The sequence below is a fragment of the Enterobacter sp. WI-ESBL-E8 genome (genome assembly GCF_053364895.1).
Genome location: NZ_JBRWXJ010000001.1, coordinates 4,168,943 through 4,185,248, shown reverse-complemented (window position 1 = coordinate 4,185,248; position 16,306 = coordinate 4,168,943). Strand labels below are relative to the sequence as shown.

At 56.2% G+C, this 16,306-nt stretch carries 11 protein-coding genes; 4 read left to right on the top strand and 7 right to left on the bottom strand.

All coding sequences use genetic code 11. The features are described from left to right. Nucleotides 1–83: 83 nt before the first annotated feature. Nucleotides 84–632 carry a DsbA family protein gene (locus ACWHWP_RS19795; RefSeq protein ID WP_447856187.1) on the bottom strand — a complete coding sequence of 183 codons (549 nt, stop codon included), beginning with the start codon at nt 630–632 and terminating at the stop codon, nt 84–86. A gap of 155 nt (nt 633–787) precedes the next feature. Here ACWHWP_RS19795 and gss point away from each other — a divergent pair, with 155 nt between their 5' ends. Next, on the top strand, nt 788–2,650 hold the full coding sequence (gene gss / locus ACWHWP_RS19790; RefSeq protein ID WP_447856186.1) for a bifunctional glutathionylspermidine amidase/synthase: 1,863 nt from the start codon (nt 788–790) through the stop codon (nt 2,648–2,650). A gap of 52 nt (nt 2,651–2,702) precedes the next feature. Here gss and pgaD read toward each other — a convergent pair whose 3' ends face one another. From pgaD to pgaA, 4 genes are read right to left on the bottom strand one after another with little or no spacing between them, the layout of a single operon-like run. Next, nucleotides 2,703–3,137: a poly-beta-1,6-N-acetyl-D-glucosamine biosynthesis protein PgaD gene (gene pgaD / locus ACWHWP_RS19785; protein ID WP_447856185.1), complete on the bottom strand. Its 435-nt coding sequence runs from the start codon at nt 3,135–3,137 to the stop codon at nt 2,703–2,705. Next, entirely contained in the window at nt 3,134–4,465 is a 1,332-nt protein-coding gene (gene pgaC, locus ACWHWP_RS19780; RefSeq protein ID WP_447856184.1) for a poly-beta-1,6-N-acetyl-D-glucosamine synthase, read from the bottom strand. Before pgaC ends, pgaD begins: the two co-directional genes overlap by 4 nt. Then, the gene (gene pgaB / locus ACWHWP_RS19775) at nt 4,458–6,395 is read right to left on the bottom strand and encodes a poly-beta-1,6-N-acetyl-D-glucosamine N-deacetylase PgaB (protein WP_063431632.1); all 1,938 of its coding nucleotides are present in this window, start codon (nt 6,393–6,395) and stop codon (nt 4,458–4,460) included. The genes pgaC and pgaB overlap by 8 nt, the downstream gene beginning before the upstream one ends. Before the next feature lie 8 nt (nt 6,396–6,403). Then, nucleotides 6,404–8,842 (bottom strand): poly-beta-1,6 N-acetyl-D-glucosamine export porin PgaA, encoded by a 2,439-nt coding sequence (pgaA, locus tag ACWHWP_RS19770; RefSeq protein ID WP_447856183.1) that lies wholly within the window; start codon nt 8,840–8,842, stop codon nt 6,404–6,406. 671 nt (nt 8,843–9,513) lie between these two features. Between pgaA and ACWHWP_RS19765 the strand changes: the two genes are divergently transcribed. Next, nucleotides 9,514–10,041 carry a LuxR C-terminal-related transcriptional regulator gene (locus ACWHWP_RS19765; protein WP_059312226.1) on the top strand — a complete coding sequence of 176 codons (528 nt, stop codon included), beginning with the start codon at nt 9,514–9,516 and terminating at the stop codon, nt 10,039–10,041. A gap of 61 nt (nt 10,042–10,102) precedes the next feature. Here the strand turns inward: ACWHWP_RS19765 and ACWHWP_RS19760 are convergent, their stop codons facing one another. Both ACWHWP_RS19760 and ACWHWP_RS19755 read right to left on the bottom strand, forming a co-directional pair. Beyond that, the gene (locus tag ACWHWP_RS19760; protein ID WP_447856182.1) at nt 10,103–13,135 is read right to left on the bottom strand and encodes an autotransporter outer membrane beta-barrel domain-containing protein; all 3,033 of its coding nucleotides are present in this window, start codon (nt 13,133–13,135) and stop codon (nt 10,103–10,105) included. Nucleotides 13,136–13,251: 116 nt separating this feature from the next. Further along, nucleotides 13,252–13,566 (bottom strand): lipoprotein, encoded by a 315-nt coding sequence (locus tag ACWHWP_RS19755; RefSeq protein WP_010435531.1) that lies wholly within the window; start codon nt 13,564–13,566, stop codon nt 13,252–13,254. A gap of 175 nt (nt 13,567–13,741) precedes the next feature. Here ACWHWP_RS19755 and ACWHWP_RS19750 point away from each other — a divergent pair, with 175 nt between their 5' ends. Continuing rightward, nucleotides 13,742–14,374 carry a response regulator transcription factor gene (locus ACWHWP_RS19750; RefSeq protein ID WP_059312228.1) on the top strand — a complete coding sequence of 211 codons (633 nt, stop codon included), beginning with the start codon at nt 13,742–13,744 and terminating at the stop codon, nt 14,372–14,374. Further along, on the top strand, nt 14,371–16,149 hold the full coding sequence (locus ACWHWP_RS19745; RefSeq protein WP_059312229.1) for a hybrid sensor histidine kinase/response regulator: 1,779 nt from the start codon (nt 14,371–14,373) through the stop codon (nt 16,147–16,149). The genes ACWHWP_RS19750 and ACWHWP_RS19745 overlap by 4 nt, the downstream gene beginning before the upstream one ends. The last annotated feature ends 157 nt before the right edge of the window (nt 16,150–16,306 follow it).

Here is a 16,306-nt window from a genome sequence, read left to right as displayed (position 1 = left end):
TTCGCTTACCCGACCTACAGGGGGTTGTGTTTCGTAGGCCGGGTAAGGCGAAGCCGCCACCCGGCATGAACGGCGGCACAACGCTATCCCAACACCCGCTTCGCCCAAACCTCTACGTCATCGCCGCTGCCTAAATCCGCCTGCACAAGACCGTTAACCATAAACGTCGGCGAGACGTGAATGCCGTTCTGGCGGGCGTATTTGCAGTGCCATTTGATCTCATTTTGCAGTTCCGGCCGGGCAAACGCGCCTGCAACCTGCACCCCACTGTAGCCCTCGATCCGGGCGATAATTTCGTCAGGCGTGGCCTGCATATTCGGGCCGATGCAGTGGTCGGTAAATTCAAATTCTTCGCGATGGTCGGCCACCGCTTGCATCACTTTACGTGCGGCGGCTTTGCCGTCCGGCAGCGTGGATGCTGCCAGAATGCAGCGCACAATCACCCCGGAAAACAGGTGCCACGGCTGGGACTGTAAACGGATTTTGACCGTGACCTTGTCTTCCCCAACCTGTTCCAGAAACGCATTCAGCTTATTGAATGCCTTCACCGAGAAGGGGCAGGTTGGTTCCAGGAACACTTCAAAGGTTCGCGGGCCGTGGCCCCATTCCAGCGCTTGCGCCTGTTCGCTCATGTTGACTCCAGATGTTGTGAATTTTTTAGTCATTGTTGCGACGAATAATTTGCCACGCAGGTGTATGATAAATCCACCTCTGTCAGGTTAATTACAACGTGCAGACGACGACAACCCCTCAAAAAATTGCCGCCTGCCTGTTTTAGGTTGGATACATGCGTAAAGGAAAGTTAAGCAGTGATGCGCCATTCGGGACATTGTTAGGCTATGCACCCGGTGGCGTGGCGATTTACTCTTCAAATTACGGCAGTCTGGACCCGCGCAACTACCCGGAAGACGCGGACTTCCGCAGCTATATCGGCAACGAATACATGGGCCACAAATGGCAGTGCGTTGAGTTTGCCCGCCGTTTCCTGTTCCTCAACTATGGCTTCGTGTTTACCGACGTCGGCATGGCGTGGGAAATCTTCTCCCTGCGCTTTTTGCGCCAGGTGGTGAACGATAACATTCTGCCCCTTCAGGCTTTTGCCAACGGTTCGAAACGCGCCCCGCGCGCCGGGGCGCTGCTGATCTGGCAAAAGGGCGGCGAGTTTCACGAGACCGGCCACGTGGCGGTGATCACCCAGCTTCTCGACGATAAGGTGCGTATTGCGGAGCAGAACGTGATTCACGCCCCGCTGCCGCTCGGGCAGCAGTGGACGCGCGAGCTGCGTCTGAGCGTGGAGAACGGGTGTTATACCATCCATGACACCTTCAACGACACGGAGATACTCGGCTGGATGATCCAGACCGACGACACGGAACACAGCATTCCCCAGCCGGAAATCGACGGCGAACTGCTGAAAATCAGCGGCGCGCGGCTGAAAAACAAACGTCAGTTCGACGGAAAATGGCTTAACGAAAATGACGCGCTGCAGCAGGCATATATCCGCGCCAACGGCCATGTGATCAACAAAGATCCCTGCCAGTACTTCACCATTACCGAAAGCGCCGAGCAGGAGCTGATCAAGGCCACCAACGAGCTGCATCTGATGTACCTGCACGCCACGGATAAGGTGCTGAAAGACGACAATCTGCTGGCGCTTTTCGACATCCCGAAAATCCTCTGGCCGCGCCTGCGCCTCTCCTGGCAGTGGCGTCGCCACCATATGATCACCGGTCGTATGGATTTCTGCATGGATGAGCGCGGGATTAAGGTTTACGAGTACAACGCGGACTCCGCTTCCTGCCATACCGAGGGCGGGCTGATTCTCGAAGAGTGGGTCAAAAACGGCTATCGCGGCAACGGGCATAACCCGGCGGAAGGCCTTCTGGAAGAGCTGACCGGCGCATGGAAGCACAGCCACGCGCGGCCGTTCGTTCACATCATGCAGGACAACGATGTCGAAGAGGACTATCACGCGCTCTTTATCCAGCGTTCGCTGATGCAGGCCGGGTTTGAAACCAAAATCCTGCACGGGCTGGAGGCGCTCAGCTGGGACGCCGCCGGGCAGCTGATTGACGACGAAGGTCGCCACGTCAACTGCGTGTGGAAAACCTGGGCGTGGGAGACGGCGATTGAGCAGATCCGCGAGGTCAGCGAAACCGAATACGCCGCCGTGCCGATCCGCACCGGGCACCCCGAGGGCGAGGTGCGCCTGATTGACGTTCTGCTGCGTCCGGAGGTGCTGGTGTTTGAACCGCTGTGGACCGTGATTCCCGGCAACAAGGCGATTCTTCCGGTCCTGTGGCAGCTGTTCCCGAATCACCGCTACCTGCTCGACACCGATTTTGAGGTGAACGACCTGCTGAAGCAGACCGGCTATGCCGTTAAGCCCATCGCCGGGCGCTGCGGCAGCAACATCGATCTGATTAGCGCCGAGGACGAGCTGCTGGATAAATCCAGCGGCAAGTTTGTTGATCGTAAAAACATCTACCAGCAGCTGTGGTGTCTGCCAAAGGTCGACGGCAAGCATATTCAGGTTTGCACCTTTACCGTGGGCGGGAACTATGGCGGTACCTGCCTGCGCGGCGATGACTCGCTGGTGGTGAAGAAAGAGAGCGATATTGAGCCGCTGATTGTGGTGAAGGATAAGTAACGCACACCCGCTCTAACAAAGCCCCCGCAGGGTATCCTGCGGGGGCTTTTTGTTACTGTTCTTCCTCTTCCAGCTGCTCGCTGATCTTCAGATCGATGATGCGGCCAATCTGATCGTGATACACCGTCAGCAGGTTGTACTGGCTCATCTCGGAGATGATCTGCGGTGAGACATTAAAGCTGCGGGCCAGCTCCTCCTGGTGGAAATAGCCCGGCTGGCGCCGCCTCACGTGGGCGCGGCGGCGGTTGTACTGGTACCACAAAATCAGCAGCCAGCCGTTGAGCGCGGCGAACAGCAGGTAGATCAACACCGTATTAAAGGACGCAATAATCACGCCCCAGCGGTAGTCGCTCTCCTCGGTTAGCTGCATCCAGAGCCTGGCATACAGGAAAAACAGAAAGCCTCCCCACGCCACCAGCGTTAACGCGGCATCGAAAAGACGCGGCATGAGCCGATGCTCGGTCAAAATTAAGGTATTTTCATTCATTGCAGGCTTCCTTTTCCCCGGTCCGGACTGATCCAGCGCGCGCGGGCACGCTGGCGTTTAAGCATGACTTTTGGAAATGCGACGAGGGTGGTGAACAGACCAATCATCCAGTACACCATCGGGAACCAGATCACCCAGAAAAGCGAGCTGGCCACGTTCCGCTCATAGCGCCGCTCGATGTACAGGCTGGCCAGGAACTGCAGCAGGCACATCACGCCCAGCAGCAGCCCGGTAAATGCCGGGGGAAAGAGGCTCTCAACGATCAGGTTCGCGGGAAGGGGCGCGACATGGCTGATGATGAACAGCAGCACCGTCATCGCGTAGGCGAAGGCCCACAGCGTTGACAGCGCGTACTCCAGAAACAGCGGCCACATGCGGTGATGCTCCCAGCGCACAATCTTGCGCAGGTTGACCAGAAACACCTCTGCGCCCCCCTGGGCCCAGCGCAGGCGCTGTTTCCACAGGCCCTTGAGCGTCTCCGGCATTAAAATCCAGCACAGCGCCCGCGGCTCGAAAAAGATATCCCAGTGGCGCAGCTGGAGCTTCCAGCTGATGTCGATGTCCTCGGTGATCATGTCCGGGCTCCAGTACCCGACGTCCGCCAGCGCCTGTCGGCGAAAGGCGGCGATAACGCCGGAGACGGTAAAGACCCGGCCATAGATCCGCTGCGTCCGCTTGATGAGCCCGATGATTGAAGAGAACTCGCCCACCTGAATGCGGCCAAGCAGCGTGGATCGCGTGCGAATGCGCGGATTGCCGGTCACCGCCCCGACGTGGGGATACTGAATCAGCGGAGCCACCAGATAAGCGGCGGTATCGCGATCGAGCAGCGCGTCGCCGTCAATGCAGACCAGCAGATCGCCCCGGGCCGCCGCTGCCCCGGCTTTGAGCGCCAGCGCTTTTCCCTGGTTTTCCGCGAGGTTAATCACCCGCAGGCGCGGCTGTTCCAGCGCCAGCGCCTGCAGCACCTGCGCGGTGTTGTCAGAAGAGCCGTCGTTGATGGCGATTACCTCTATATTTTCATACCGCTGATCCAGCGCGGCGCTGATGGTCTCTCTGGCGTTCCTTTCCTCATTAAAGCAGGGAATAAGGATGGAGATGAGCGGCTCGCCGGCGAGCGTCGGGGCGGGCGTGTCGCTATCCCACGACCAGTGCCGTTCAAGCTGAAACCAGAAGTAGAGCCCACCGGTTATCCAGAGCACGGACATGAACAGCGGCCAGAAGAACACAAAATCCAGAATCAGCTCACCGGTAAAGAGGGCGGCCACGCCTAACGGCAACCCGAATACCAGACATAAAATAGAGAATGCGATAATGCGATCAGTCATTGTCAGGGTACCAGTACGAAGAAAATTCAGGCCTGATACGTGAAATATCAGGTTGGTTGTTGAGGAAGTCGTCGGGGTAGTAACCGTAATTTTTGACGCCGTTCAGCTGGAGCACGCGCATCCACTCTGCAAGCTGGCTATCGGAAACGGCGCGCTGCGGTTTCTGGTCCCAGTCCCTGGCCTGCAGCTCGAAAATGGTTTTATCGAGCGCGCCGGGCCGTGCGGCGACGGCGTTAACCAGGCGCGTCAGCCAGGCATTGCTCTCGTCGACCGGGACGGATTCCATCAGCGGCATGGCCATCGGCACCGTCCAGTCATACTCCGCCAGAAAGTCATCAAGATTCTGCGCAAACCACGCCTCGCTTTCGGGCTGCAGAATGGGTAAGGCGAACATATTGCGCGCGGTTTTAATCTGCGGGCCGCGGATGTGCTTCACCGCCAGGCTCAGGGCGTGGGTAAACCCGATAAGCAGCTGGCTTTTCTGCCGCGCGGTGTTCTGAGATGCATCGTCCACGTCCGTCAGCACCGCGTCGTCATGGAACAGGATCCCGTTGAAGCTGGCATAGCGGGCCAGATCCTCATAGATTTCCGTCACCTGCTGGCGCACCTGCGGGTTCCACGGGGTGAGCCGGATATAGGGCTCGGTGGCGTCGCTTAACCGGCCGGTCTGACGATCCCGGCGCTGCACGCGCGGCAGGGAAGGATCGAGATCGAATGAGAGCACCGGCATCCACGCGAAGACTTTTACCCCCGCGCGGGTTTGCAGCTGCCAGGAGACAAAATTAAAGAGATCGGCCCGGACCGGAAGGCGGCGATTGGGGAAATAGAGCGCCTTGATCCTGCCGTCGCCCTGCGGATCGGCAAACGCCTGCAGGAATACGTGGCTGATTTTCATGTCGTAGACCCGCTGGATCAGCCTGTTGATGTTTTTGGTCTGCTGGGCCGGATCGGGATCGTAAACGTAGTCGAGATCGACGTGCATCACGCGCACCGGCTCAGACTCCTGAACCTGGCTGACCGTGCTGGCAAAGGTTTTGAGCGAGGGATTACCGGCGATCAGCAGACGGGGAATGCTGCCGAGATTGCGCACGTCACCCAGCCCGTCCTCAAGGGTAAAGGCCAACTGATAGCCCTGCTTTTTGGCAATCGCGAGCGACGTGCCGTTGGCGGCGCCATACGGCCAGACCCAGGCGCGCGGCGCCTTGCCGGTCACCTGCGTGATTTTTTCGGTCACTTTGCGAACGTCATCGCCGATCCGCTGGTTAAACTGCGGGTCCGTTTCATAGCGTCCCGTTGCTTTATCATAAGCGCGATTGGCAATCGCCGGTTCGCGGCTGCCCTGCGGGTTGGCCGGAATGCCGTAATGCGAGGCCCAGGTATGCGAGCCGATCTCAATCAGCGGGGACCGGCTGAGATCGCGCACCATGTCCCACGTCGCGAAGCGATCGCGGGGCGTCATCAGGCCGCCGAAGTTAACCTTTTGGTTTGCCGGCGTATCCACCCAGCTGCCCACCGGCGCCCACAGCGCAGGCACGTTCCATGCCTGAAGCAGCGGCCAGACGCGGGTGTAAAAGCTGCTGTAGCCGTCGTCAAAGCTGAGCAAAACGGCCTTTGGCGGCAGCGTTTTTTTCCCGTCATGCGCATCCAGAATGTCCTGCACGCTGACCGCGTGATAGCCGTTGTGCACAAGCCAGCTAATCTGCTCGTTTAACGCGCTGGTGCGAACGGAGAGGTAGCGCTGATCGGCGGCATCATCTTCTACGTCGTGGTAGGCCAGGACCAGAAACTGGTTCGTCGGCCAGGGTTTGGTCGCCTCCAGCTGCGGCCGCGCTTTGGGGGCAATGAACGAGATTGCCTGCGCGCAGGCGCTCGCGCTGAGGCAGAGCCAGCCGATGACGATCAGGCTCACGGAAAGACGTGTGTTCAGCATATTCATCCTTAAAAGCGTAAAGTCGCATCAAACGTGACGGAGAGGTTGCTTTCGCGTTTGCCGTCGTAAGGGCGTTTATCCCAGTTCAGCATCACGCCGGTATCAATGACGTTGTTCCACTGAACGCGCTGCCCGTAACCCAGCAGGGTAATGGCGCCAGCGGACTGATTTTTCTGCCAGTACCTGCCGCCTCCCGCCACGAACTGCTGGCTCCAGAGGGTGTCATAGTGGCGATACATCTCATGATCGACGGACAGGGCGGCCGTCACGGACAGGTCCCGCGCCGGGTTATAGTAGAGCGTGTCCCGCAGGCTGTTTTTACTGGCGGCGATCCCCGGTTCGAGATCCAGCGTCAGGGACGGGGCCTGCCAGAGGCGCTCCTTACCCGTGAGGGTGTATTCCTGCCGGCGGTTATGGTCCGAGAAGCGGCTGACGGCGGCGTTGAACTGGTACTCGCGCCGCTCGTTTTGGTACCAGCGCACGCCGCCTTCACCCCGGTTTGCGCTAATTCCGTTGCGTAACGCCCGCAGAGGCGTGGTGCGGGACAGGCGTTCGAGGCTGCTGCTGACCTGCCAGTTATCCGTGAGGCTGTACGTGGCCGAGAGGCGAGCCCCCGGCTTGTTTTCCCCGTGATAGCGGTTGCTGGAGAGCTCGGCTTCGAGCTGAAGATCACGAGGCCGCCATTCAACGCCGCCCAGGAGGTGCCTGCTGGAGCCTTTGCCTTCATCAAAGTTACCCTGCCCGTAGCGGGTGCCTGCAAACAGCCGCCAGCTATCCGCGATGGGCGGACCATAAAGCGTGGTGTCCCAGGTCAGGTCGTGTGTACCGCTGACGGGGTTATCGGAGTGCAGCCCTTTTCCCGCGTTGAGGCGCAGCTCGGACATATGGTGGACCGTTCTGAGCCTGTCCAGACGTCGGGCGCTGCGATCGACGGGGGCGCGAGCAAGCACGTCGTCGGCCAGTAAATCCATCTGCCTCCACTCCTGCAGATCCATCGCGACGTAGGCCTGCTGCTGCTCGAGTTCCAGATTCGATGGCTCCAGCGCCTCTGCCATTTTCAGCTTTTGCTCGGCCGCCCGCGGCAGGCCCCGCGCCTGCAGCAGGGTGGCATAGTCAATTTGCAATCCCTGGTTGCCCGGCGCCGTTGCGGCCAGATGTTGCGCCAGCATTTCGGCTTCCGGCAGGGCGTGGGTTGCCAGCAAATAGTTAAAGCGAAGCGACTGTCCGATAAGCCACCGATCGTTCGGCTGAGGTGTAGGGGAACCGAAGTCGTAACGGGTCCAGGGGACGCCGTGAGTCAGGCGCTCAACGTACCGGCGGGCGGCCGGGTACTGGCCGGTATCCAGCCAGGCGTAGAAAAGCGCGTGCTCCTCGTCCTGCGGATTTGAGGCGTATTGCGGATAGCGCTGCACAAGCGAGAAGGCGTCAGCGCTATTTTTCTCCTGCAGATACGCGGAGATAACCCAGCCGATTGCCCAGCCCGGCACCGGATGCTTCGCCGCCGTCAGCGCCTGATACTCGCGGATGACCTGCGGGTAATCGCCATGCGCATACAGCGCGCCAAGCCTGTCGATGCGCGCAAGGACGATGTCTTCCGCCGCCTGCGGATCGTTTTGCCAGCGAGAAAGCAGGACGTCGTAACGATTCAGTGCGCTTTGCGCAAGCTGCAGGCGCTCTTTTTCCGTCCTGGCAGGGACATCAGCAAGGCGAACCTTTTCGGCAGCGGCGTTAAGCTCAAGACGGCGACGCTGCGCGGAGGAGAGCGTCACCCTTTGTGAAAGCTGGAGCGCAGGGGTATTCACCCGGGTATCCGTCAGCGCCTCGATCTGCTCGCTGAGCAGCGCGTTATTCTCTGGCGCGATGGCTAGCGCGCGCGTGTCCGCTAACAGCCGATCCCAGCTTTTTCCCTGGCGCAGCCAGACGTAAGAGAGCGTCTGTAGATGGGCCTGAGAGGGGTTTTCCGCGACCAGCCGCCGGGCTTCCAGCAGCGCGAGGGTATCCATGCGCGCATCGGCCAGAGTTTTGATATAGCCGATACGATAATCGTCGTTATGCGGCGCAAGGCTACGCGCCTCTTTCCAGAGCGCTAAGGCCGGCTGCCACGCTTTTTGATTTCGCCTGGACTGCGCGACGGCCGCAACGCCGCGGGCGGGCAGCGGCATATAAATACCGTAACGCTGCCAGACCTGAATGACCTCGTTATCGCGACCTGCCCACGCTGCCACCTGTAACCAGTCCGCAACTTGCTCAGGCGTCAGGGCATGCTGTTGTTGATAACGCTGAAGATAATCAAGAAACGACGTGTAATTACCGTTACGCGCCTCTTGAATCTGCTGTTCGTAAACGGATTCCGAAGCCTGAACCAGAACAGGAAACAGGAATAACAGGAACAATAATGTTGGGGCGCGATAAAAGAATAACGTATTGAAGCGAAGTGAGCTTTCCATATCTATTTGCCATTTGTTTATCATGAATCCATTGCATAACACGGCCGCCTTTAAGCTCAGCGTTAAAGGCCATAAATGAGAACATTAAATCTGAATGCAGTGACGTTATGGGGTACTTACTTAAAGGTAATTATGGATCCTTATCTCAGTGGACCGGGTGGAAGGTAATGTACACCCGATATCTTGCCGGATAAATATGTTGAAAAGCGGCTGAGTTGTTTTGAGATAATTCTGGATTGAGCGGTCTGTGATGATTATTTTGAATTGATGGTTTATTTATAACTCATTGAAAATAATCTATTTTATTTTTATTGTGACAGTTTTGTATATATTTTTAATACCGCTTATCTGCGCCAATTAAAGTACTTTCTGGTGCATGTTTGGGAAGTTTCATGACAAAAATTCTTAATGTTTAGAGAAGTGACTTTTCTGCGATTGTTTTTTATTTATAATTAATGGCAGCCATTGAATGATAGTCTACAGGAAGTCTTACCCATCAATGTCTGTATTGAGGGGTGTCCAGAGCCGGAAACATTAATCGTTAATATAACAGCGCTATAAAACGAAGGCGGCCTTCTTTGCGAGGGATCGTTCTTGCTTTAATCTAAAAGGGATGGTTAGTGGCAACTTCAATAGTGTTAGTGACTCAGGATCGCTATCTTGTCAGGGGGATGAGGATATTCTTTCCGGATATTATCCTGCTCGACTCGATTGACCGAAACATATTTGATAACGGTGCAGATGAATATTCTGTATTGATTGATAGTCGTTCTCCGCTCCGTTTATATGACTACCTGATACGCCATCCGGCCAGAACGAAAAAAACGATCTGCTGCGTTATGCTTGATATGCGCCATCGCGAGGAGAATCTGCTCAGTATGAAGCTGTTTATGAACGCGTCGCTCACCGCGCCGGATATGGCGTCGCTGTTTAATCTGGTTCTGAATATGAAGGGCAGGCGCCTGACCACGAAGTGGCTGCTTAATTTACGGCTTAGCACGCACGAAGCGATCATGCTGCGGTTGCTAAGGGCAGGTATGTCGATGGAGGAGGTGGCAAGCGAGCTGAATACGTCGGTTAAGAGCCTCTACCGAAAACGCACGGCTCTCTCGGAACGGCTGGGGGCCGAGAACTTCAACGAGGCGTGTTTGTTTATCTTTAAAAACAAACTGCTGGACGCAGGTGGGAACGATCCCTAGCGTTGCCAGAAGCCAAAACAAAGAACCCGCCACGAGGGCGGGTTCTTTAAAGGGAAATCATTCAGAACGACCAGCGCAGATTAGCGTTGACCGAGTTGACGCGGGTATCCGCACCGTATTGTCCCTGATACCCCACATCCAGCGTCGCAGCCCGCGACAGCTGTACGCTCACGCCGATATCACCCACCATCACGTCCTCATCCACGGCTTGTCCCTGAGTAATGAACGCGTCGCTGCCCGCAAACGCCATGCGCGAAGAGGTATTCTTATCGCCATAGGCGTGCTGCCATCCCAGCGAACCGTAGAGGTTAACGTTCTTTGGCAACTCGGTCACGCCGCGCACCCCGAGTGTGGAATAGAAGGTGTTCATCGTTTCATTACGTACGCTCAGCGCGGCGGCACCGCCGTCTTCCCGGAAGTTGTCGGTATGCAGTCGGATGTACGATAAATTGACGAACGGCTCAATATGCATATCAGGCTGGCCGAAACGGTAGCCTGCTTCGGTGAACGCCAGCAGCGAGTTGGCGTCGTAATCCGACTTCAGCCGATCCGAGAAGCCGCTGAAATCAACATTGCGCTCGCCTTCGATCTTGTGCCAGGTGTAACCCAGCGCGCCGCGAAGGGAGAACGCATCCTGTTGGCCAGCCGCATACAAGCCAAGGTGGTAGTTGTCGGTATCCGTTGAGGAACGACGGCTATCGACATCGTAATCCCCCCGGCTGTAGCCGAAGTAGCCACCGACACGCACGTTATGGTCCGCCAGCTTGCGATCTCCCCCCAGCAGGAAGCCGGTGGTGTTGCCGTCTAGTTTGCCCACGTTACCGTCACCGCTGTTTCGGCTCCAGGAGCTGAAGGTCTGGCCCCAGACGCCATTGTTTTGCGGCTCCGGCTGCTGCACCAGCGACATTGCTAACGGTGGTATCGGCAGGCTGTCGTTATCAAACGCGCGCTGCATCCGCTGGTTTAACACGTTAAACACCTGGGTGCTGCCGGCAATCAGGTTGGACTGCATTGACGGATAAACTTCACCGGATAGCTGGTTGAATGCCTCGCGCGCTTCCGCTGCGCTCAGCACCAGCAGCGAGTTATACAGCGCCAGCGACGGGCCGCTTTGCGTCAGCGTGGAGAGCGCGCCAGCAGTGTTCCACTGGTTGCTGCTTTTGGCCACGGTCTGGAAAATCCCGGGCTTGCCGCTGCCAGGATTTTCTCCTCCTGGGTTTTCACCGCCAGGATTCTCACCGCCCGGGTTTTCGCCACCGGGGTTTTCTCCTCCAGGATTCTCACCTCCCGGATTTTCGCCTCCCGGATTTTCGCCTCCAGGATTCTCGCCGCCGGTCTCTTTCTGAGCGATGGTCAGATCGACGGCGTTGGTGCCCTGCTTGAGCGCCACGTCCAGGAAGGCAGATTTGGAGATCGCTCCGGCGAACTGACCGTCAATTCCCCCGTCCGAGGTTAAAATGCGATAGCTTTGGCCCGTTTTGTAGCTGGTTTGCGGGTCCAGCGCGGTGACCTGTACTTTAGCCAGGTCGCTGATAGTCGTTTTGCCCGATACCAGCAGCTGATCGCTGCGGCCATCTCCTGCGATATCGACGTCATAGAAAGACTCGCCCACAAAATTCAGATAGCGTTTCAGCGTCAGCGTGCCGATATCGCCATCCCCTGGCGAGATATGCCCGCCGGACAGGATCTCGGTCTGGCCCAGCGTACCGTTGCCGCCCAGGGTGCCGCCTGCCTTGATTGACGCGGCGCTGCTGTAACCCAGCCCATTGCTGACGTCTGAACCCGCCGTCGCGTTGAGGATCAGTGTACCGCCGTTCTCGGCGCTAAGGGTCTGAATGTCAAAAATATCGTCTTCTGGCTGGGTGTTGATGTTGCTGGCAATAATGACTTTGCCTCCGCGCGCAGTCACGTTCGCCTGAAGGGCTGAAAGATCCCCGTTCAGCGTTGTTTGTCCGGCGTTATTGATCACCTCACCTTCGCCGCTCATCGTGTTGCTGAAGACGTAATTTTCGTCGGTATGGTTGAAGTAGACATAGCTGCCGAACAGCCCGCCACGCAGGCTGATTGCCGTCTTCGCATCGAGGGTACCCGCGCCGCCCGCCGTACCAAGCGTTGGCTCAGTTAAACCCGTGCCGGTGTCCATGTTGCCGCGGCTGCCGATGATGAGTGCACCCCGGTTCGAACCGGAACCCGAAGTCCCTACGATCAGCGCATTGCTGCCAGCGGAAAATGAACCGCCGTCAATAACCGACAGCACGCCGTTGCCATAATCGCCAACGCTTACGCTGCTACCGCTGGTAAAACGCGAGTCTTTGCCTGCAATCACCAGCTCGGCGGTTTTCCCTGCCCCGGAGACACCCGCCACCTGCACGCCGCCAACGTTAACCGTTCCGCCGTTCAGTACGTCCAGGTCGCCATTAAGCGTCAACGTACGGCCAACATTCCACTGTGAGCCGCTGCCCGTGACGGTGGCTTTTGGGCTCAGCGTGTCGGTTTCATCCGGCCCGGTACCATTGCCGATACGCGCATCGTAGGCGGTATTGAGCGCTGCACCGTCTTCAATCGCCAGCGTGGAGCGTGCGCCCAGATCGGTGCCTACGCTAAGAAAATTACTGGTCACGCGAGAGCCGGCACCCGTTGCGATAAGGTGACTGTCATAGCCGCGAGTGGTGCCGACAACGATCTCCTTAGCGCTCGCCAGCGCGCCCTCTTCGACTCGAAGGGTGCCGAGGCCAAGATTCAGGTCGCCGCGCAGGACGTATTGATCGTTCACCGCGTTAAGCTCCGCGTTTGGCCCACGGACCGTGACCACGCTTTCATAAATTTGGCCGTCGAACAGCCGACCGATATTGATGTTATAGGCGGTGATTTTGCCGTTATCGATCATTAGGTTTCCGCGTTGATTACGTCCAACGTAAACATCTCCGGCGTAACCCAGCGTTTCGGTAATACGCGAATCGCCATCAAAAATTGCATCGGCTGCACGGGCGAAATCGGCAGGCGAAAGCAGTAACAGCGGCGCGGAAAATAGAGCGAGGTAAAGTCTGGAAAGCGGTGTCTTAACCGCTAAAGAATGCGATGTAGAGTTATTCACGGGCTATCTCCGTACTCATTAGCGTGATGTCGGGAAAATCGTTTTTATATGAAAACTCAGATACGTCAGATAACGTAAAAGGCGTTATTTCAGTACGCCTTTTGATGTGCTGTTAATTATTTATGTGTGACAACAGGTGTACAGGTTGGCGCGCTCAGCGTCGGTGCGGATCCTAAAATCCCAGGCATCATCATCGATGAGCAATCGAAAATGCGCCCTTTTTCCGTCGTAGCGCGATAAGAGAGTTTTTGTCCTCCCAGCGCGTCCGGCTGGGCGCCATTAACATTGGTCACGGTTATTTCATCCGATGAGCCCAGCCCCAGCATTTTAGCGGTCTCCGCCTGCAGGAGTGGAATTGCCTGATCGGTTTTCAGCGTGGAACAACCGGTTAGCATCAACGTAACGGTTAAAAAGACGAGAGGTTTTTTCATAAATTATCCTTGATATCCAATCAGTTAATTTCACTGATTGTATTTATGTTTTCATTTACTCAAATCAGCAAATAATATATTTCCCTTTCCTAATCGAAAAAACCCTCCTAAAGTAGGGTGGGTAGATAATAATTCATCTGTACTCTCAGATATGCGAAGGTTAAAGGAGGACCCTTTGGGACAGAATTATGCGTTAGTCGTTGATGACCATCCATTGGTCGCTAGCGGCATCGCCAATTATCTGATTACACATTGCCAATTTAAGCAGGCGTATGTGGTGACGAATGAAGACGATTGCTACCGTCAAATTAGGGATAATGGCCCGCCACGTTTGCTGGTAATCGATTTTTGGCTCTCGTCCGGAACGGCGTTGAAATTACTCAAAGAAGTGAAACACCTTTACCCACAGATACGACTCCTGGTGGTCAGCGGGGATAACAATAATGATCTCTGGCGGAAAGTTCATGCCGCCGGGGGGCACGGTTTTGTATTGAAAAGCGAACCGCCTGAAATGTTCTCACAAGCCGTTTTCGCACTCACTAATAATTTGACGTGGTTCCCTGATGGAAGCGAAATTTCCGTTCAGTCGAATAATGACAAGTTAAGTAAATTTAACTTAACGCCGCGGCAAATAGATGTGTTAAATATGATTATGCGTGGCCTGCCAAATAAAAGAATTGCCGCACAGCTTTCAATTTCTGAGCCCACGGTCAAAGAACACATCAGCAATATATTGAAAAAGATAGGTGTTAACAGCAGGGTAGAGGCCATCACGCTTCTGCATGGCAAGCAGGAACCGTCGGAATGAGGTTTTTCCAGAGTTTACAGAACGAGAGTATCTCCGCTCCGGCGCAGATCCGTTTGCTAAACAACACCTTTTTACGGCTGGTGTTCAGCTTTAGCGCGGTCCCCTTTGTCGGTATTCCTTTCGCCATCTGGATTTATATGCTTGGGGACGACCTTGGCCCAACGATTACCTGGATAAGCATTTATCTGCTATGTGCTGTAGCGATACGAATATTGCACCGACGCTATCAGCGCGAAGCGAAAGAAAACGTTGAAAAAGACGTCCTGAGACGCTGGCTTCCGCGTATTAATAATATCGCCTTTATTCACGGGCTGGGAATTTCATCACTCTATTTAATTACCCCGCAGACGCAGAACTTTGACTTTTTCCTGCTGCTTAATATCAGCATCGCCGCCATCGTCGCCGCCAATGCGACGCATCTGACGCCTGTCATCAGCACCTTTACGCGTTTTTTCTTCGCCTCCTGGGGGATGCTGAACCTCGGTATTATCTGGCGGCTGGATGAGCTGATGTTTATCGTGCTCATGCTGAATCTGCTTTACGGATTCGCGATTTACCGCCATGCGTTAACGTCACATGCGTTCTTTATTCAGCAAGCGCTGCTTGAGGAAAAAAGCTCACGGCTGGCGGAACAGTTTCGTCAGGCCAAAGAGGACGCGGAGCAGGCGCTGCTGGATAAAAATCAGTTTCTGACCACCGCCAGCCACGATCTGCGCCAGCCCGTGCACGCTATGGGCTTTCTGATCGAGGCCATCCTCCACCGAAACCGGGACGTCAGCCTGACGCCGCAGCTTCTTGACCTGCAGCAGAGCGTTCGCTCGGTACATTTGATGCTCAATTCTCTGCTCGATCTCAGCAAAATAGAATCCGGAAATGTACTCTCTGCCCCGACCAAAGTGGATATCGGTGCTCTGCTCGACTCGGTCATCACGCTGTTTCGCGAAGAGGCCAACAGCCGCGCGCTTAGGCTATGTACCCGGCGGCCCAAACGCCGTATCTACGTGATGGGCGATCCGCTGCTGGTGCGACAATCTCTGATTAACCTGATTCAAAACGCCCTTCGCTACACGCTTCAGGGCGGCGTGCTGGTCGCCATCCGACCGCGCGGCGAGGAGTGTATGGTGGAGGTGTGGGACACGGGGGTCGGTATTGCCGATGACGAGAAAGGTAAAATCTTCTCGCCTTACTACCGTCCCGAGCTGGCATGGAAGATCGACAGCGCCGGACACGGGCTGGGACTGGCCGTAGTGGCCCGTTGTGCCAAGCTGATGAAGGTGAAGTACGGAATGCAATCCATTGAAGGTAAAGGCTCACGCTTCTGGATGCGCTTTACCCAATATGCTGGCGAAGACATCGCGCCGGATATCTCGCCCGTCTGTGACAACACCGCCACGCCGGTACCCTTTGCGCCGCTGCACGGTTCCTGCCTGGTCGTCGATGACGATCCGCTGGTAACGTCTGCCTGGGAGAGCCTGATGAGCGTATGGGGAATCAACGTGCGCTGTGCTGCCTCTGCTGAAGAAGCGTTCGCCATTATCGACGAGGGTTTCACGCCGTTTGCCGTGCTGTGCGACCAGCGCCTGCGGTCCGGCGAAAGCGGCTTCGATATCCTGAAAGCGCTTTTTGAACGTCTCCCGGATATGAGCGGCGCGATAGTCAGCGGCGAATTTAATTCACCGGTTCTGCTAGAGGCGGAGCAGGAGGGATATCTGGTGCTGCGCAAGCCTCTGGAGCCGGCTAAACTGCATGCGCTGCTGACGCAGTGGTCGGGGTGACGTGGATGAAAGGGAGTGTAGATGTATTGATTTTTACGGGCTTAGAATGCAAAAACGGACCTCCGTGGAGGTCCGTTAATATGAATTTGGTGCCCGGACTCGGGAACGTCCAGTTGTCTATTGAACTGTTTCTGATATTAAATATATTACCCTATGG